The sequence below is a fragment of the Pseudomonas sp. A125 genome, from assembly GCF_055409485.1.
The window spans coordinates 165955-182806 of the sequence record NZ_JBUZVP010000007.1; the positions used below are offsets into that span (position 1 = coordinate 165955).

The 16852-nt window shown below is 61.5% G+C and carries 17 protein-coding genes; 11 read left to right on the forward strand and 6 right to left on the reverse strand.

Features of this window, described 5'->3' with window-relative positions:
- Positions 1 to 23 precede the first annotated feature (23 nt).
- A complete protein-coding gene (gene gbcB, locus ACZRN6_RS11935; protein ID WP_322148021.1) occupies positions 24 to 1124 on the forward strand; it encodes a glycine-betaine demethylase subunit GbcB in 1101 nt (366 codons plus the stop codon).
- Between the two features lie 54 nt (positions 1125 to 1178).
- Here gbcB and ACZRN6_RS11940 read toward each other — a convergent pair whose 3' ends face one another.
- Both ACZRN6_RS11940 and ACZRN6_RS11945 read right to left on the reverse strand, forming a co-directional pair.
- Positions 1179 to 1379 carry a hypothetical protein gene (locus ACZRN6_RS11940; RefSeq protein ID WP_322148020.1) on the reverse strand — a complete coding sequence of 67 codons (201 nt, stop codon included), beginning with the start codon at positions 1377 to 1379 and terminating at the stop codon, positions 1179 to 1181.
- A 194-nt stretch (positions 1380 to 1573) separates the two neighbouring features.
- Positions 1574 to 2614: a threonine aldolase family protein gene (locus ACZRN6_RS11945; protein ID WP_322148019.1), complete on the reverse strand. Its 1041-nt coding sequence runs from the start codon at positions 2612 to 2614 to the stop codon at positions 1574 to 1576.
- Between the two features lie 90 nt (positions 2615 to 2704).
- Between ACZRN6_RS11945 and ACZRN6_RS11950 the strand changes: the two genes are divergently transcribed.
- The 8 genes from ACZRN6_RS11950 (at position 2705) to fdhA (ending at position 12653) form a co-directional block, all read left to right on the forward strand.
- The gene (locus tag ACZRN6_RS11950) at positions 2705 to 3427 is read left to right on the forward strand and encodes a TraX family protein (RefSeq protein WP_322148018.1); all 723 of its coding nucleotides are present in this window, start codon (positions 2705 to 2707) and stop codon (positions 3425 to 3427) included.
- Between the two features lie 256 nt (positions 3428 to 3683).
- Positions 3684 to 4937, forward strand: coding sequence for a serine hydroxymethyltransferase (gene glyA / locus ACZRN6_RS11955; RefSeq protein ID WP_322148017.1), 1254 nt, complete (start codon positions 3684 to 3686; stop codon positions 4935 to 4937).
- A 22-nt stretch (positions 4938 to 4959) separates the two neighbouring features.
- Positions 4960 to 6210, forward strand: coding sequence for a sarcosine oxidase subunit beta (locus ACZRN6_RS11960; RefSeq protein ID WP_003209185.1), 1251 nt, complete (start codon positions 4960 to 4962; stop codon positions 6208 to 6210).
- A gap of 15 nt (positions 6211 to 6225) precedes the next feature.
- Positions 6226 to 6528 carry a sarcosine oxidase subunit delta gene (locus ACZRN6_RS11965; RefSeq protein WP_322148015.1) on the forward strand — a complete coding sequence of 101 codons (303 nt, stop codon included), beginning with the start codon at positions 6226 to 6228 and terminating at the stop codon, positions 6526 to 6528.
- The gene (locus ACZRN6_RS11970) at positions 6525 to 9542 is read left to right on the forward strand and encodes a sarcosine oxidase subunit alpha (protein ID WP_322148014.1); all 3018 of its coding nucleotides are present in this window, start codon (positions 6525 to 6527) and stop codon (positions 9540 to 9542) included. The genes ACZRN6_RS11965 and ACZRN6_RS11970 overlap by 4 nt, the downstream gene beginning before the upstream one ends.
- A 140-nt stretch (positions 9543 to 9682) precedes the next feature.
- Complete coding sequence (locus tag ACZRN6_RS11975; protein ID WP_464008015.1) at positions 9683 to 10315, forward strand: sarcosine oxidase subunit gamma; 633 nt, start codon at positions 9683 to 9685, stop codon at positions 10313 to 10315.
- A gap of 96 nt (positions 10316 to 10411) precedes the next feature.
- Positions 10412 to 11269: a formyltetrahydrofolate deformylase gene (purU, locus tag ACZRN6_RS11980; RefSeq protein ID WP_322148012.1), complete on the forward strand. Its 858-nt coding sequence runs from the start codon at positions 10412 to 10414 to the stop codon at positions 11267 to 11269.
- A gap of 184 nt (positions 11270 to 11453) precedes the next feature.
- On the forward strand, positions 11454 to 12653 hold the full coding sequence (gene fdhA, locus ACZRN6_RS11985; protein ID WP_177087101.1) for a formaldehyde dehydrogenase, glutathione-independent: 1200 nt from the start codon (positions 11454 to 11456) through the stop codon (positions 12651 to 12653).
- 63 nt (positions 12654 to 12716) lie between these two features.
- Here fdhA and ACZRN6_RS11990 read toward each other — a convergent pair whose 3' ends face one another.
- From ACZRN6_RS11990 to ACZRN6_RS12000, 3 genes are all read right to left on the reverse strand, one after another.
- Positions 12717 to 13175: an anti-sigma factor gene (locus ACZRN6_RS11990; RefSeq protein ID WP_322148009.1), complete on the reverse strand. Its 459-nt coding sequence runs from the start codon at positions 13173 to 13175 to the stop codon at positions 12717 to 12719.
- Between the two features lie 84 nt (positions 13176 to 13259).
- The gene (locus ACZRN6_RS11995) at positions 13260 to 13937 is read right to left on the reverse strand and encodes an anti-sigma factor (RefSeq protein WP_322148007.1); all 678 of its coding nucleotides are present in this window, start codon (positions 13935 to 13937) and stop codon (positions 13260 to 13262) included.
- A complete protein-coding gene (locus tag ACZRN6_RS12000; protein WP_322148006.1) occupies positions 13934 to 14569 on the reverse strand; it encodes a sigma-70 family RNA polymerase sigma factor in 636 nt (211 codons plus the stop codon). Before ACZRN6_RS12000 ends, ACZRN6_RS11995 begins: the two co-directional genes overlap by 4 nt.
- A 153-nt stretch (positions 14570 to 14722) precedes the next feature.
- On the opposite strand from ACZRN6_RS12000, the gene ACZRN6_RS12005 reads away from it, so the two are divergent.
- Complete coding sequence (locus ACZRN6_RS12005; protein ID WP_010167480.1) at positions 14723 to 15292, forward strand: DUF2780 domain-containing protein; 570 nt, start codon at positions 14723 to 14725, stop codon at positions 15290 to 15292.
- Here ACZRN6_RS12005 and ACZRN6_RS12010 read toward each other — a convergent pair.
- The gene (locus tag ACZRN6_RS12010) at positions 15289 to 16176 is read right to left on the reverse strand and encodes an acyltransferase (protein ID WP_464008016.1); all 888 of its coding nucleotides are present in this window, start codon (positions 16174 to 16176) and stop codon (positions 15289 to 15291) included. The genes ACZRN6_RS12005 and ACZRN6_RS12010 overlap by 4 nt on opposite strands.
- A 173-nt stretch (positions 16177 to 16349) precedes the next feature.
- On the opposite strand from ACZRN6_RS12010, the gene rloA2 reads away from it, so the two are divergent.
- Positions 16350 to 16850, forward strand: coding sequence for a retropepsin-like aspartic peptidase RloA2 (gene rloA2, locus ACZRN6_RS12015; RefSeq protein WP_464008017.1), 501 nt, complete (start codon positions 16350 to 16352; stop codon positions 16848 to 16850).
- The last annotated feature ends 2 nt before the right edge of the window (positions 16851 to 16852 follow it).

Here is a 16852-nt window from a genome sequence, read left to right on the forward strand (position 1 = left end):
ATCACACGGCTATGGAGAACAGCATGTCCAACAGCTTCCTGAACCCGGTAACAACCCAGACCTGGGCCAATGGTCGGCACATCGTCCGTTGCGTCAAAGTCATCCAGGAAACCTGGGACGTGCGCACCTTCTGTTTCATGGCCGACCAGCCGATCCTGTTCTTTTTCAAGCCGGGGCAGTTCGTCACCCTGGAGCTGGAAATCGAAGGCCAGCCGATCATGCGCTCGTACACCATTTCCAGCTCGCCCTCGGTGCCTTACAGCTTCTCGGTGACCATCAAGCGCGTTCCGGGCGGCAAGGTGTCCAACTGGCTGCACGACACGCTGCACGAAGGCCAGGAGTTGGCTGTACACGGGCCGGTGGGGCTGTTCAACGCGATCGACTTCAGCCACCCGAAAGTCCTGTACTTGAGCGGTGGTGTCGGGATTACACCGGTCATGTCCATGGCCCGCTGGTATTACGACACCAATGCCAACGTCGACATGACGTTTATCCACAGCGCCCGCTCACCGAAAGACATCATCTACCACCGCGAGCTGGAGCACATGGCGTCGCGCATCGACAACTTCAGCCTGCACCTGATCTGCGAAAAGCACGGGCTGGGTGAGCCCTGGGCCGGCTATCGCGGGTACCTGAACCACAAGATGCTGGAACTGATGGTGCCGGATTTCCTGGAGCGCGAAGTTTTTTGCTGCGGCCCAACGCCCTATATGAGCGCGGTGAAACGCCTGCTGGAAGTCGCCGGCTTCGACATGAGCCGTTATCACGAGGAATCGTTCGGTGCGACGCCGCCGGAAGCCCGTGCCGACGCGGTGGAGCAAGCCGAGCAGGCGGCGGATGCACCAGAGATCGACCTGGCGGACCTGCACCAGGTGGAATTCATCGCCTCCGGCAAAAGCATCCGGGTGGCGCCGGGCGAGACCGTACACGCAGCGGCGGCCAAGCTGGGCTTGTTGATTCCGAAGGCCTGCGGCATGGGGATTTGCGGGACGTGCAAGGTGATGAAACTGGGCGGGGAGGTCGAGATGGACCACAACGGCGGGATCACCGAGGAAGACGAAGCCGAGGGTTACATCCTGTCGTGCTGCAGCGTGCCGAAGGGGGATGTGCGGATCGAGTTTTGATCAGTGCCGCGTCGAAGGTCATGAGTCTTCGACGCGGGCCTTACGGGGTAACGGTTATTGCGTGTAGATATGCACGACGAAGTGCTGGCCTGAGGCTGTCAGTTCGTAGACTTTATCAGTGACCCGCAGTGTCCTCGCAGGCTCTTTGATGGTGTCGCCGACGTTGATAGCCTTCCTGAACTCATTCCAGTCGATGACGGTGGTGTTGATCGCGCCTTCGCCTTGCAGGTTAGTGCTATAGATTTGATTTTCCATGGTGTTGCCCTCTGCTGGATTTCCGTTTCCGGCCGATTGTTCGGCAGGCGGTGAGTCCCGAAAGGTGGCAGCGGTATCGGCCTTTTCCTTCCGGGTTCCAAGAGGCTAGTCCATGAAAATCGGTCGTGATGCTGTCAGAAATATCAAAAAACAGTCTCGGCATTCCGCCAGTATTCGATGGCCTAATTCCTACTTTATGCGCTCATCACTTCCCGTATATCCGCAGCCAATTCCCTTACGCGCTCTTCCTCGGTATCCCACGCACACATGAACCGCGCGCCGCCTTTGCCGATGAAGGTGTAGAACCGCCAGCCCTTGGCTGTCAGCGCGGCAATCGCCGGTTCCGACAGTTGCAGGAACACGCCGTTGGCCTGCACCGGGAACATCAACTCGACCCCAGGAATATCCGCCACCAAACGGCTGAGTAATTGCGCGCAGTGGTTGGCGTGGCGGGCGTGCTTGAGCCACGCGTCGTTTTCCAGCAGACCCACCCACGGGGCCGACAGGAAACGCATCTTCGACGCCAGTTGCCCGGCTTGCTTGCAGCGGTAATCGAAGTCTTCAGCCAGTTTGTGGTTGAAAAACAGGATCGCTTCACCCACCGCCATGCCGTTCTTGGTGCCACCAAAGCACAGCACGTCGACGCCGGCTTTCCAGGTCAGGTCGGCCGGCGAGCAGCCCAGGAATGCGCAGGCGTTGGAGAAGCGCGCGCCGTCCATGTGCAGGTTCAGCCCCAGCTCCTTGCAGGTGACGCTGATGGCGCGGATTTCTTGCGGGGTGTACACACTGCCCACTTCCGTGGCTTGGGTCAGGGTGACTACGCGGGGTTTTGGGTAGTGAATGTCCTGACGCTTGAGTGCGATCTCGCGGATCGACTCCGGGGTCAGCTTGCCGTTTTCGGTACGTGCGGTGAGCAGCTTGGAGCCGTTGGAGAAAAACTCCGGCGCGCCGCATTCGTCGGTTTCGACGTGGGCGGTTTCCGAGCAAATCACGCTATGGTAGCTCTGGCACAGTGAAGACAGGGCCAGGGAGTTGGCGGCGGTGCCGTTGAAGGCGAAGAACACCTCGCAGTCGGTTTCGAACAGTTTGCGGAAACCGTCGGCGGCGCGGTGGGTCCATTCATCATCGCCATAGGCGCGTTGATGGCCCTGGTTGGCGAGTTCCATGGCGGCCCAGGCTTCCGGGCAGATGCCGGAATAGTTGTCGCTGGCGAATTGTTGGCTCTTGTCAGTCATGGCCCAGTCCTGTGGTCGATGTTGGTGCGCACTTTACCCAAGATTGTCGGGCGGGCGCACGCACTGTTAATGCAAAGTCATTGGGGAATTATGCACGGTTCTGAACGCGTTCCTGTAAGCCGCGTCCGCGATGGCGCCCTGGACTTGCTCAAGTGGCTGGCGCTGCTGAGTATGGTGCTGGACCACCTGCGCTATGTCGGTTTGAGCCTGGACGGGCTCTACGTGCCGGGGCGCCTGGCATTCCCGTGGTTTTGCCTCGCGATTGCGGCGAATTTGCACCGCGCCGGACAGGCGCCTGCTCGTTGGCGGTATCTGGGTTGGTTGTTGCTGTTCAGTGTGATCAGTGAAGTGCCGTACCGCCTGTTCATCAACGACGCCGATACCCTGAACGTGTTGCCGACGCTGGCACTGGGCATGCTGGTTGCGCGAGGATGGCAGCAGAAGGCTACGGTTGATCGAGGATTGGCGCTGATCGCGGTGGGATTGGCTGCGGCGTTTTCGTCGCAGTTGATGTTCGGTGTATTCGGCGTATTGCTGCCGCTGGCAATGCTGCTGGTGTTTCGCCGGCCTTGGTATTTCAGTGTGCTGCCGGGTGTGGTGTGCCTGGCCGCCAATCAATGGCAGATTTTGCTGCAGAGCGGCACGCTGATCGCCTACCTGGGATTGGCGACATGCCTGATCGCGCCATTGGCCGGTTTGGTCTTGTTGCGACAGGGCAAACACCTGTCCCCGCCCGCCATGCGGCGCTGGGCGTATGCCCTCTATCCGCTGCATTTCCTGCTGCTGCTACTCCTTCGAAAGATCATCGTTTAACCCTTGTGGGAGCTGGCTTGCCTGCGATGCAGACGCCGCGGTGTACCCGTTGTACCGAGGGGATGCTATCGCAGGCAAGCCAGCTCCCACACAAGCCCGCTCCTACATTTGTTCTGTGTTGCTCCGGCCATGTCGTAAACGCACCTTTGCGTGGCGTCCGTAGGCATTTGGTCTATCTGCACCAGCCCTACCATCGCATCAAAGGGCACTGCCGCGTGCACGGGCCTCAACAAGACGAAATGCTGGGAGAGACGCGATGTTCAGCAAGCAAGACCAGATCCAGGGTTATGACGATGCACTGCTGGCGGCCATGAATGCCGAGGAGCAGCGCCAGGAAGATCATATCGAGCTGATCGCGTCAGAGAACTACACCAGCAAGCGCGTCATGGAAGCCCAGGGCAGCGGCCTCACCAACAAATACGCCGAAGGTTATCCGGGCAAGCGCTACTACGGTGGCTGCGAGCACGTGGACAAGGTTGAAGTGTTGGCCATCGAACGCGCCAAGCAGTTGTTCGGCGCCGATTACGCCAACGTGCAGCCGCACTCCGGTTCGTCCGCCAACAGCGCGGTGTACCTGGCGCTGTTGAACGCCGGCGACACGATCCTCGGCATGAGCCTGGCCCACGGCGGCCACCTGACCCACGGCGCCAAAGTGTCGTCCTCGGGCAAGCTGTACAACGCGGTGCAATACGGCATCGACACCGCCACTGGCCTGATCGACTACGACGAAGTCGAGCGCCTGGCCGTGGAACACCAGCCGAAGATGGTCGTGGCCGGTTTCTCCGCCTACTCCAAGACGCTGGATTTCCCGCGCTTTCGCCAGATCGCCGACAAGGTCGGTGCGCTGCTGTTCGTCGACATGGCCCACGTCGCCGGCCTGGTGGCCGCCGGTCTGTACCCGAACCCGCTGCCCTACGCCGATGTGGTCACCACCACCACCCACAAGACCCTGCGCGGTCCACGTGGCGGGTTGATCCTGGCCAAGTCCAACGAAGAAATTGAAAAGAAACTCAACTCTGCGGTGTTCCCGGGAGCCCAGGGCGGCCCGCTGATGCACGTGATCGCCGGCAAGGCGGTGTGCTTCAAGGAAGCCCAGGAGCCGGGTTTCAAGGTCTACCAGCAGCAAGTGATCGACAACGCCCAGGCCATGGCCGGCGTGTTTATCAAACGCGGCTACGATGTAGTGTCCGGCGGCACCGATAACCACTTGTTCCTGGTCAGCCTGATCCGTCAGGGCCTCACCGGTAAAGAAGCGGACGCCGCCCTCGGTCGCGCCCACATCACCGTCAACAAGAACGCCGTGCCGAATGACCCGCAGTCGCCGTTCGTGACCTCGGGCCTGCGTATCGGTACCCCGGCGGTGACCACACGTGGCTTTAAAGTGACCCAATGCCTGGAACTGGCCGGCTGGATCTGCGACATCCTCGACAACCTCGGCGACGCCGATGTGGAGGCCAACGTCGCCAAGCATGTGGCCGCCCTGTGCGCTGATTTCCCGGTTTATCGCTGAGCGCGGTTTTGGAGTAATGACTATGCAACGCTACTCAGGCTTCGGCCTCTTCAAGCACTCACTCAGCCACCACGAAAACTGGCAGAAAATGTGGCGCACGCCGACCCCTAAAAAGGTCTACGACGTGGTCATCGTCGGCGGCGGCGGGCATGGTCTGGCGACCGCTTACTATTTGGCCAAAGAGCACGGCATCACCAACGTGGCCGTGGTCGAGAAAGGCTGGCTGGGCGGCGGTAACACCGCGCGCAACACCACCATCGTGCGGTCCAACTACCTGTGGGACGAGTCGGCGCACCTGTACGAACACGCGATGAAGCTGTGGGAAGGGTTGTCCCAGGATTTGAACTACAACGTGATGTTCTCCCAGCGTGGCGTCTATAACCTGTGCCACACCCTGCAAGACATCCGTGATTCCGAGCGTCGCGTCAGCGCCAACCGCCTTAACGGTGTGGACGGCGAGCTGCTCAATGCCAAGCAAGTGGCCGACGAGATCCCGTACCTCGACTGCTCGAAAAATACCCGCTACCCGGTAATGGGCGCCACCGTGCAACGTCGCGGCGGCGTGGCCCGTCACGATGCCGTGGCCTGGGGCTTTGCCCGCGCGGCGGACGCACTGGGCGTGGACCTGATCCAGCAGACCGAAGTGATCGGTTTTCGCAAGGAAAACGGCGTGTGCATCGGCGTGGAAACCAACAAGGGTTTCATCGGCGCCAAGCGCGTCGGTGTGGTGACGGCGGGTAACTCCGGGCACATGGCGTCGCTGGCAGGCTTTCGCCTGCCGATCGAATCCCACCCGCTGCAAGCACTGGTGTCGGAGCCGATCAAGCCGATCATCGACAGCGTGATCATGTCCAACGCCGTGCACGGCTACATCAGCCAGTCCGACAAGGGCGACCTGGTGATCGGCGCCGGCATCGACGGCTACAACGGCTACGGCCAGCGCGGCTCGTACCCGGTGATCGAACACACCATCCAGGCCATCGTCGAGATGTTCCCGGTGCTGTCGCGCGTACGCATGAACCGCCAGTGGGGCGGCATCGTCGACACCACGCCGGATGCGTGCCCGATCATCTCCAAGACCCCGGTCCCGAACATGTTCTTCAATTGCGGTTGGGGCACCGGTGGCTTCAAGGCCACCCCCGGCTCAGGCAACGTATTTGCTGCGAGCCTCGCCAAGGGTGAAATGCACCCGTTGGCTGCACCTTTCTCCATCGACCGTTTCCACAACGGTGCGCTGATCGACGAACACGGCGCTGCGGCCGTCGCCCACTAACAGGAGAAATTCTCTATGTTGCATATCTTCTGTCCTCACTGCTTTGAGCTGCGCTCCGAAGAGGAATTCCACGCGTCCGGCCAAGCGCACATCCCGCGCCCGCTGGACCCGAACACCTGCACCGACGAGCAGTGGGGCGACTACATGTTCTTTCGCGATAACCCGCGCGGCCTGCACCACGAACTGTGGATTCACGCCGCCGGTTGCCGCCAGTATTTCAACGCGACCCGTGACACCGTGACCTACGAAATTCTTGAAACCTACAAGATAGGCACCAAGCCGCAATTCACCGCCAAGGCTTCTGGAGAGAAGGTATGAGCCAGATCAATCGCCTGTCGAACGGTGGCCGGATCGACCGCAACAAAGTCCTGAGCTTCAGCTTCAACGGCCAGAGCTACAAAGGCTTTGAAGGCGACACCCTGGCCGCTGCACTGCTGGCCAACGGCGTTGACATCATCGGTCGCAGCTTCAAGTATTCGCGCCCGCGCGGCATCTTTGCTGCCGGTGCCGAGGAGCCGAACGCGGTGCTGCAGATCGGCGCTACCGAAGCCACGCAAATCCCCAACGTGCGCGCCACGCAACAGGCGCTGTACCAGGGGTTGGTCGCCACCAGCACCAACGGCTGGCCGAGCGTGAACAACGACATGATGGGCATTCTCGGCAAGGTCGGCGGCAAGCTGATGCCGCCGGGCTTCTACTACAAAACCTTCATGTACCCGCAATCGTTCTGGATGACGTACGAGAAGTACATCCGCAAGGCAGCCGGTCTTGGCCGCTCGCCGACCGAGAACGACCCGGACACCTACGACTACATGAACCGTCACTGCGACGTGCTGATTGTGGGCGCCGGCCCTGCCGGTCTGTCGGCTGCCCTGGCCGCTGCCCGCAGTGGCGCACGGGTGATCATCGCGGACGAGCAGGAAGAGTTCGGCGGCTCCTTGCTGGACTCTCGCGAAAGCCTCGACGGCAAGCCGGCGGCCGAGTGGGTCGCCAGTGTGATCGCAGAACTCAAAGCCCTGCCCGACGTGGTGCTGCTGCCTCGCGCCACCGTCAACGGTTACCACGACCATAACTTCCTGACCATCCACGAGCGCCTCACCGATCACCTCGGTGACCGTGCGCCGATTGGCCAGGTGCGTCAGCGCATCCACCGTATTCGCGCCAAGCGCGTGGTGTTGGCCACCGGTGCGTGCGAGCGTCCGCTGGTGTATGGCAACAACGATGTACCGGGCAATATGCTGGCCGGTGCGGTCTCCACTTATGTGCGTCGCTACGGCGTGGCACCGGGCAAGAAGCTGGTGCTGTCGACCAACAACGACCATGCCTACCGCGTGGCGCTGGACTGGTACGACGCGGGTCTTTCAGTGGTCGCTGTGGCCGATGCGCGCCACAACCCACGCGGCGCTCTGGTTGAAGAAGCTCGCGCCAAAGGCATCCGTATCCTCACCGGCAGCGCGGTGATCGAAGCCCGTGGCAGCAAGCACGTCACTGGCGCCCGCGTGGCTGCTATCGACGTCAACGCGCATAAAGTCACCAGCCCCGGCGAGTGGCTGGACTGCGACCTGGTCGCCAGCTCCGGCGGCTACAGCCCGGTGGTCCACCTGGCCTCGCACCTGGGCGGCAAGCCGACCTGGCGTGAAGACATCCTCGGTTTCGTGCCGGGCGAAGCACCGCAGAAACGCGTGTGCGTCGGTGGTATCAATGGGGTGTACGGCCTGGGCGATTCCCTGGCCGATGGTTTTGAAGGTGGCGTGCGCGCTGCCAGCGAAGCCGGGTTTGCGCCGGTGGAAGGCACGCTTCCGAAATCCTTGAGCCGTCTGGAAGAACCGACCCTGGCGTTGTTCCAGGTGCCTCACGAAAAAGCTACCGCACGGGCGCCGAAGCAATTTGTCGACCTGCAAAACGACGTCACCGCGGCCGCCATCGAACTCGCCACCCGCGAAGGTTTCGAGTCGGTGGAGCACGTCAAACGCTACACCGCACTGGGTTTTGGTACCGACCAGGGCAAGCTCGGCAACGTCAACGGCCTGGCCATCGCGGCCCGCTCGCTGAACGTGACCATCGCGCAGATGGGCACCACCATGTTCCGTCCCAACTACACGCCGGTGACCTTCGGCGCGGTAGCAGGCCGCCACTGTGGGCACATCTTCGAGCCGGTGCGCTACACCGCGCTGCAAGCCTGGCACGTGAAAAACGGCGCCGAGTTTGAAGACGTCGGCCAGTGGAAACGCCCATGGTATTTCCCGCGCAACGGTGAAGACCTGCACGCCGCCGTGAAACGCGAATGCCTGGCCGTGCGCGACAGTGTCGGCCTGCTGGATGCGTCGACCCTCGGCAAGATCGACATTCAAGGCCCGGATGCCCGCGAGTTCCTCAACCGCATCTACAGCAACGCCTGGACCAAGCTCGACGTGGGCAAGGCCCGCTACGGCCTGATGTGCAAGGAAGACGGGATGGTCTTCGACGACGGCGTCACGGCCTGCCTCGCCGATAACCACTTCCTGATGACCACCACCACCGGCGGCGCAGCACGCGTGCTGCAGTGGCTGGAAATCTACCAGCAGACCGAGTGGCCAGACCTCAAGGTGTACTTCACCTCGGTCACCGACCACTGGGCGACCATGACCTTGTCCGGCCCCAACAGCCGCAAGCTGTTGAGCGAAGTTACCGACATCGACCTGGACAAGGACGGTTTCCCGTTCATGACCTGGAAAGAAGGTTTGGTGGGCGGTGTGCCGGCGCGGGTGTTCCGGATTTCGTTTACCGGTGAGCTGTCGTACGAAGTCAACGTGCAGGCCGACTACGCCATGGGCGTGCTCGAAAAAATCGTCGAGGCCGGCAAGCAATACAACCTGACGCCGTACGGCACCGAGACCATGCACGTGCTGCGTGCCGAGAAGGGTTTCATCATCGTCGGCCAGGACACCGACGGCTCGATGACCCCGGACGACCTGAACATGGGCTGGTGTGTAGGCCGTACCAAACCGTTCTCGTGGCTCGGCTGGCGCGGGATGAATCGCGAAGATTGCGTGCGTGAAGACCGCAAGCAGCTTGTCGGGCTCAAGCCGGTTGACCCGAATGTATGGCTGCCGGAAGGCGCGCAGTTGGTGTTCGACACCAAGCAGACGATCCCGATGAAAATGGTCGGCCACGTCACCTCAAGTTATGCCCATAACTCCCTTGGCTATTCGTTTGCGATGGGCGTGGTCAAGGGCGGCTTGAAGCGCATCGGCGAGCGGGTGTTTGCGCCGCTGGCGGATGGCAGCGTGATCGAGGCGCAGATTGTTTCTTCGGTGTTCTTTGATCCTAAAGGCGATCGTCAGAACATCTGACAGGCCGAGTCGTCTGCATCGCAGGCAAGCCAGCTCCCACATTTGAAGGTGTTCGCAATTCAACAATGTGGGAGCCGGGCTTGCCCGCGATGAGGCCAGAACAGTCACCGCAAGACCTACAGAATTCAAACAGGTGCTTTATGACCGCAGCCAATGTTTACCAACAACGCCCCACCTCCGGCGCCAAGGCCGAGTCGTCGCTGCACCATGCCGACCTCGCCAGTCTGGTTGGCAAGGGCCGCAAGAACGCCGGCGTGACCGTGCGCGAAAAGAAACTGCTGGGCCATCTGACCATTCGTGGTGATGGTCATGACGCTGCCTTCGCCGCCGGCGTGCACAAGGCCTTGGGCATCGAATTGCCCGGCGCCCTGGCCGTTATCGTCAAGGGTGAAACCAGCCTGCAATGGCTGGGCCCGGATGAGTGGTTGCTGGTAGTGCCGAGCGGTGAAGAATTCGCCGCCGAGAAAAGCCTGCGCGAGGCGCTGGGCGAGTTGCATATCCAGATCGTCAACGTCAGCGGCGGCCAGCAGATTCTCGAACTCAGCGGCCCGAACGTGCGCGATGTGCTGATGAAATCCACCAGCTATGACGTGCACCCCGACAGCTTTCCGGTCGGCAAGGCAATTGGCACGGTGTTCGCCAAGTCGCAACTGGTGATTCGCCATACCGCGCAAGACACCTGGGAGCTGGTGATTCGTCGCAGCTTTTCGGATTACTGGTGGCTGTGGTTGCAGGATGCAGCGGCTGAGTATGGCCTGGCCGTCGAAGCCTGATAGGACGCTCACCTTGTAGGAGCCCGGCTCGCCGGCGATGGCGTCGGTGAGATCACAGAGGGCGCGTTGCCTGAGTTGTTTGAGGAGTTACCCGTAATGAGCCGCGTACCCGACACATGGATTTTGACCGCCGACTGCCCCAGCGTGCTCGGCACGGTGGACGCGGTAACCCGCTATCTGTTCGAGCAGGGCTGCTACGTCACCGAACACCATTCCTTTGATGACCGGCTCTCGGGCCGCTTCTTCATCCGCGTGGAGTTTCGCCAGCCCGACGGCTTCGACGAACAAGCCTTCCGCGATGGCCTGGCCACCCGCGGCGAAGCCTTCGGCATGATCTTCGAACTGACCGCGCCGAACTACCGGCCCAAAGTGGTGATCATGGTCTCCAAGGCCGATCACTGCCTCAACGATTTGCTCTACCGCCAACGCATCGGCCAACTGTCGATGGACGTGGTGGCCGTGGTCTCCAACCACCCCGACCTCAAGCCCCTGGCCGACTGGCACCAGATTCCCTACTACCACTTCCCCCTGGACCCCAACGACAAACCGTCGCAGGAGCGGCAGGTGTGGCAGGTGGTCGAAGAGTCGGGTGCCGAACTGGTGATCCTTGCGCGCTACATGCAAGTGCTGTCGCCGGACCTGTGCCGCAAGCTCGATGGCAAAGCGATCAACATCCACCACTCCCTACTGCCGGGTTTCAAGGGCGCCAAGCCGTATCACCAGGCGTACAACAAGGGCGTGAAACTGGTGGGCGCCACGGCGCATTACATCAACAACGATTTGGACGAAGGCCCGATCATCGCCCAGGGTGTGGAAGTGGTGGACCACAGTCACTACCCGGAGGATTTGATTGCCAAGGGGCGGGATATTGAAGGCCTGACCCTGGCCAGGGCCGTGGGGTATCACATTGAGCGGCGGGTGTTTTTGAACGCCAATCGCACGGTGGTGCTCTGACGGGCGCTATCGCAGGCAAGCCAGCTCCCACACTTGACTGTATTCACAAATCAAAATGTGGGAGCTGGCTTGCCTGCGATGAGGCCCCAACAAACAACGCAAAAACAGCATCTGTACCCGAGCACTTTAACGCGCTGCCTGCCTGGGCAACGCGGTTCCATAAAAACAACAGCGAGGTGAAAGCATGTCTGGTAATCGTGGTGTCGTGTATCTCGGCAACGGCAAGGTCGAAGTACAGAAAATCGACTATCCCAAAATGCAGGACCCCCGTGGCAGGAAGATTGAGCACGGCGTCATCCTGCGCGTGGTCTCCACCAACATCTGCGGCTCCGACCAACACATGGTGCGCGGCCGCACCACTGCCCAGACCGGCCTGGTTCTGGGGCATGAAATCACCGGCGAAGTGATCGAGAAGGGCAGCGACGTCGAGAACCTGAAAATCGGCGACCTGGTGTCTGTGCCGTTCAACGTGGCGTGTGGCCGTTGCCGCTCCTGCAAGGAAATGCACACCGGCGTGTGCCTGAGCGTCAACCCGGCCCGCCCAGGCGGTGCCTACGGTTATGTCGACATGGGCGACTGGACTGGTGGCCAGGCCGAATACGCGCTGGTGCCGTACGCCGACTTCAACCTGCTGAAACTGCCGGACCGCGACCGCGCCATGGAGAAAATCCGTGACCTGACGTGCCTTTCCGACATCCTGCCCACCGGTTACCACGGCGCCGTCACGGCCGGTGTTGGCCCAGGCAGCACTGTGTATGTGGCCGGTGCCGGCCCTGTCGGCCTGGCGGCTGCCGCCTCGGCTCGCCTGTTGGGCGCCGCGGTGGTGATCATCGGTGACGTGAACCCGATTCGCCTGGCCCACGCCAAGGCCCAGGGTTTTGAAATTGCCGACCTGTCGAAAGACACGCCGCTGCACGAGCAAATCGCCGCGCTGTTGGGCGAGCCGGAAGTGGATTGCGCGGTGGACGCGGTGGGCTTTGAAGCGCGCGGCCACGGGCATGACGGCGTCAAGCACGAAGCCCCGGCAACCGTACTCAACTCGTTGATGGGCGTGGTGCGGGTGGCCGGCAAAATCGGTATTCCGGGCCTGTACGTGACTGAAGATCCGGGTGCTGTGGATGCGGCCGCGAAAATGGGCAGCCTGAGCATTCGCTTTGGTTTGGGCTGGGCTAAATCCCACAGCTTCCACACCGGGCAAACGCCGGTGATGAAGTACAACCGCCAGTTGATGCAGGCGATCATGTGGGACCGGATCAAGATTGCCGACATTGTGGGCGTGGAAGTCATCAGCCTGGATGACGCGCCGCGCGGTTACGGCGAGTTCGATGCGGGCGTGCCGAAGAAGTTTGTGATCGATCCGCACAAGATGTTCAGCGCGGCTTAAATCGCGGGCAATAAAAAGGCGACCTGGGGTCGCCTTTTTTGCGTCTGAGGCAGGGAGGGTCACTCAGCGAATCGCCAAAGCCCCCTGATACACCGTTGGCCCCGTCGGCTGCTTGCTCACCGAGCCGCCTTTGGGCTCTGAACTGACCATCAGTGTCACCGGCTTGCTGATGGACTCCTGCTGGCGCGGGTTGATGCCAATAATGCCTTTGCCGTCTTCCGGCAACAGGCCCAGTGACACCGGCGCACCGTCAGCCGGGACGGCCCACAGTTCCAGGCTTTGGCCCGGGGCCGGTGCGGTGGCGGCAATCGGCTGCACTTCGAGGTAATCCTTGTGAGTCACGATCTGCGTGGCCGGTTGCTGGGTGGTATTCACCAGCAGTGCGGCAGACTTGACGCTGTCCTGGGTGTAGAGCGCGCCTGCGACGCCTGCCACTACCACCAAACAGGCGCCGATGAACAGGCGTGGGCGGCTCCAGAATGAAGGCTTTTGCTCAATCACTTGGGGGTTGATCGCAGTCATTAGGCTCTTCCTGACATGTTTTGTAGTCTTTCATGGACCCAGGTAATGCCAATCGGTTCCTCACCTATCGCCTTGAACCCTGGATCAAATTGATGCCAATTGGCCCTGATACAGCACCGGCCCTGTGGGTTGCCCGGTCGGCGAGCCACCCTGAGGCTCAAGACTTACCGCCAGGGTCATCGGCGCCGTCAGCAACGCCTGCTGTTCCTTGCTCAACTGAATCCGGCCTTTACCCGACACCGGCACCAACCCCAGCGAGATCGGTTTGCCACCCGCTGGGATTGCCCACAATTCCAACGCGCGGGCCGGCTCCACGGCCGCCAGGGCCAGCGGCTCCACCTGCAGATGGTCCGCATACGCCTGGATCTTCAACGCAGGCTGCTGATCAGCTGCCACCAGCGTGGCGTTGTATTCCACCCCAAGGTCGCGCTGGTACAACACACCCACCAACACCGCGATCACCACCCCGCACGCCGCTGCCAGCAACCGCAGGTTCATCCAGAACGGTCTCTTCGCCGGCATATGCAGCACTTGCGGCTCAATGCGCGCCTTGATCCCTTGCCACACATGATCCGGCACCGGCCGTTCAGGCAGCGGTCCGGTAAGGCTGGTGAGGGCATCCTGCCAGTGACCGAGTTCGATGCGCAGCGCTGCATCGTCCTGCAGCAGTGCTTCAAAGCGCCGCCGCGCAGTGGCGGGCATCAGCCCGATGGCGTAATCCGCCGCGAGGGCGCGGCGCAGGGACGTGGTCTGGTAGTTCATGATTCAAGGCACCTGCGCAAGCGCTCCATGCCGCGGCGAATCCAGGATTTGACCGAGCCCAGGGGCGCGGCCAGGTGGTCGGCCAATTCCGAGCATGACAAGCCCTGGAAGTAAGCCACGGTGATCGATTGGCGCTGCATGCCCTCAAGGCTGTCGAGGCAGCGGTTCAGGGCGTGGGCTTCGCGCTCGCTGTCGAGGCGTTCATGGGCACTGGGGCTTTCGTCGGCCATGGCCTCTTCCTGGCCTTCGCCCAAGGGTAGCTCGCGGTGTTTGCGCAACTGGTCGATGGCCAGGTTGCGCGTGATGTTAACCATCCAGGTCAGCGGCGCCGACAGGTGGGCCTCGTAGCGCGAGGCGTTGAACCAGATACGCACGAAGCTCTCCTGCAACACTTCCTCGGCCAGGTCCTGGCGGCCCATGAACCGCAAGGCGACACCGTGCAAACGCGGGGAAACGCTGCGGTAGAGCGTTTCGAACGCCTGGCGGTTACCCAGGGAACACTGGGCCAGCAATTGCCGTAGCTGATCGGCATCGTGAGTCGAAATGGGGCTTCTCCAGGCACTTGCAACAGGGCGATGGGACGGCGCACGGTAAAGAGGGCAGGCTGAGGTTAGTCCAGCTTGGGCATTCATTCCATCTACCTCCGTGCGGCTCGTGGTGGATATACGCAGCGCAGGACGAATCGGATGCAGTGGTTTTCTGAACTAATCTGTCAGGAGGGAACAATCCTTCGGCGTACCCAGTCAAAGCCCTGCTTTTAGCGCTTACTTTCAGAGGTTGTCTTGATGAAGATTTCACGCGGTTTTGCCCTGTCCTGCCTGTTGACCGTAGCGGCCAGCCCGGTGTTCGCAGCAGGTTTCAGCCTTGGCGACGTAGCCAACGCGGTGTCCGGTGCACAGGGTGGCGACAAGGCGGCAGCGGCTGCGCCCACGTCCCAGACGGCTGGTCTGCTGGGCGCCCTGACCTCGCAATTGAACGTGACCCCTGAGCAAGCCGTCGGCGGTACCGGCGCGATGCTGGGCCTGGCCAAGAATAAATTGGGCGGCGGTGATTACTCGCAACTGACCCAGAGCGTACCGGGCCTGGACAAGCTCTCCGGCAGCAACTCCCTGGGCAGCCTCGGCGCCCTGAGCGGCATGCTCGGTCAGAGCGGCGGCAGCAAGACCTCGGGCCTGGACGGCGTATTGGGTAACGTCAAGAACACCAGCGACCTGAACACCGCGTTCAGCGCCTTGGGCATGGACAGTGGGATGGTGGGCCAGTTTGCGCCGGTTATCCTCAAATACCTGGGCGGCCAGGGCGCCAGCGAATCGGTGCTGGGCAAACTGGCTTCGGCCTGGGGCACTGGCGGCTAAGGCTGCTGCGCGCGCAGTTGGGCGATGCGCGCATCCTTCTCCATCCAGAGCTGGTTGACCCAGTTCTGGACGGTCTGGCGAAACGCCGGATCGTTCTCGTAATCCCCCTGCCACAACGCCGGATCCAGCTCTCGGGTGCGGATATCAACGATCACCGTCGGCACTGCGCCGCTGATCAAGTCCCAGAAACCCGGAATATTCTCTTGTGGATAAACCACGGTGACGTCGAGCACCGCATCCAATTGTTCGCCCATTGCGGCCAACACGAATGCCACGCCGCCCGCCTTGGGCTTGAGCAGGCGCTCGAAGGGTGAACCCTGCTGCTTGCGCTTGGCCGGGCTAAACCGCGTACCTTCCAGGTAATTGACCACCGTGACCGGCTGGCGCTTGAACAGCTCGCAGGCCTCCTTGGTGATCTTGAGGTCCTGGCCCGCCAACTCCGGATGTTTGGCCAGGAATGCCCTGGTGTAGCGCTTCATGAACGGGTAATCCAGGGCCCACCAGGCCAGGCCCAGGAACGGCACCCAGATCAGTTCCTTTTTCAGGAAGAACTTGAAGAACGGGGTGCGGCGATTGAGGGCCTGGATCAGCGCCGGAATGTCGACCCACGATTGATGATTGCTGATCACTAGGTAGGAAGTATCGCCGCGCAGGTCGTCGCCGCCGCGAATATCCCACTGGGTAGGGATGCACAGGGCAAAGATCAGCTTGTCGATCTCGGCCCAGGTTTCAGCGATCCACATGACGGCCCGGGAGGCGTAGTCGCGAAAGCGACCGGGGGCCACCAGCTTGAGCAAGGCAAACACCATCAACGGCCCGAACAGGACGAGGGTGTTGAGCAATAGCAGCAATGTGACGAAACAGCCGGTGAGCAGGCGGCGCATAAGTAACTCTTGAAATCATTTTGGCCCGCCATGATAAGCAGCTTGGTGCCGGGAGGCCAAATCGCAGATGTGATGATGAATGTTTCACTCAAGTCCCGTTATGCTTAGGCGCTCAACTAAGCAGCGGTTTTGCGGTCTAGAATTCGCCCACTTTTTTCAAGGAAACCTCCTACGTGAAATCCATCCTTGCCCTGCTAGCGCTGGTGGCCCTGCCTATCATGGCTGCCGAGCCGACCCTTTATGGTCGCTATGAATACATCCAACTGCCGGAAATCGGCGAGACGTTCAAGGCCAAGATGGACACCGGCGCGCTGACCGCCTCGCTGTCGGCCCGGGACATCGAGACTTTCACCCGTGATGGTGACGACTGGGTACGCTTCCGCCTCGGCGGCAAAGACGCGACCAACAAGGTGTACGAGCACAAGGTTTCGCGCATCAGCAAAATCAAGAGCCGCGCCGATGAAGACGACGACAAGGACGAAGCCACCGTGGCCAAGCGCCCGGTGATCGACCTGGAAATGTGCCTGGGCAACGTCAAGCGTACCGTGGAGGTCAACCTCACCGACCGCAGCAGCTTCAACTACCCACTGCTGATCGGCGCCAAGGCCCTGCGTGAATTCGGCGCGGCGGTAAACCCGGCACGCCGTTACACTGCGGACAAACCGGACTGCTGACG

Excerpts from the sequence above, each read along its gene's own strand:
- gbcB (WP_322148021.1), top strand. The coding sequence starts at position 24 with ATGTCCAACAGCTTCCTGAACCCGGTAACAACCCAGACCTGGGCCAAT.
- ACZRN6_RS11940 (WP_322148020.1), bottom strand. The coding sequence starts at position 1,379 with ATGGAAAATCAAATCTATAGCACTAACCTGCAAGGCGAAGGCGCGATC.
- ACZRN6_RS11945 (WP_322148019.1), bottom strand. The coding sequence starts at position 2,614 with ATGACTGACAAGAGCCAACAATTCGCCAGCGACAACTATTCCGGCATC.
- ACZRN6_RS11950 (WP_322148018.1), top strand. The coding sequence starts at position 2,705 with ATGCACGGTTCTGAACGCGTTCCTGTAAGCCGCGTCCGCGATGGCGCC.
- glyA (WP_322148017.1), top strand. The coding sequence starts at position 3,684 with ATGTTCAGCAAGCAAGACCAGATCCAGGGTTATGACGATGCACTGCTG.
- ACZRN6_RS11960 (WP_003209185.1), top strand. The coding sequence starts at position 4,960 with ATGCAACGCTACTCAGGCTTCGGCCTCTTCAAGCACTCACTCAGCCAC.
- ACZRN6_RS11965 (WP_322148015.1), top strand. The coding sequence starts at position 6,226 with ATGTTGCATATCTTCTGTCCTCACTGCTTTGAGCTGCGCTCCGAAGAG.
- ACZRN6_RS11970 (WP_322148014.1), top strand. The coding sequence starts at position 6,525 with ATGAGCCAGATCAATCGCCTGTCGAACGGTGGCCGGATCGACCGCAAC.
- ACZRN6_RS11975 (WP_464008015.1), top strand. The coding sequence starts at position 9,683 with ATGACCGCAGCCAATGTTTACCAACAACGCCCCACCTCCGGCGCCAAG.
- purU (WP_322148012.1), top strand. The coding sequence starts at position 10,412 with ATGAGCCGCGTACCCGACACATGGATTTTGACCGCCGACTGCCCCAGC.
- fdhA (WP_177087101.1), top strand. The coding sequence starts at position 11,454 with ATGTCTGGTAATCGTGGTGTCGTGTATCTCGGCAACGGCAAGGTCGAA.
- ACZRN6_RS11990 (WP_322148009.1), bottom strand. The coding sequence starts at position 13,175 with ATGACTGCGATCAACCCCCAAGTGATTGAGCAAAAGCCTTCATTCTGG.
- ACZRN6_RS11995 (WP_322148007.1), bottom strand. The coding sequence starts at position 13,937 with ATGAACTACCAGACCACGTCCCTGCGCCGCGCCCTCGCGGCGGATTAC.
- ACZRN6_RS12000 (WP_322148006.1), bottom strand. The coding sequence starts at position 14,569 with ATGAATGCCCAAGCTGGACTAACCTCAGCCTGCCCTCTTTACCGTGCG.
- ACZRN6_RS12005 (WP_010167480.1), top strand. The coding sequence starts at position 14,723 with ATGAAGATTTCACGCGGTTTTGCCCTGTCCTGCCTGTTGACCGTAGCG.
- ACZRN6_RS12010 (WP_464008016.1), bottom strand. The coding sequence starts at position 16,176 with ATGCGCCGCCTGCTCACCGGCTGTTTCGTCACATTGCTGCTATTGCTC.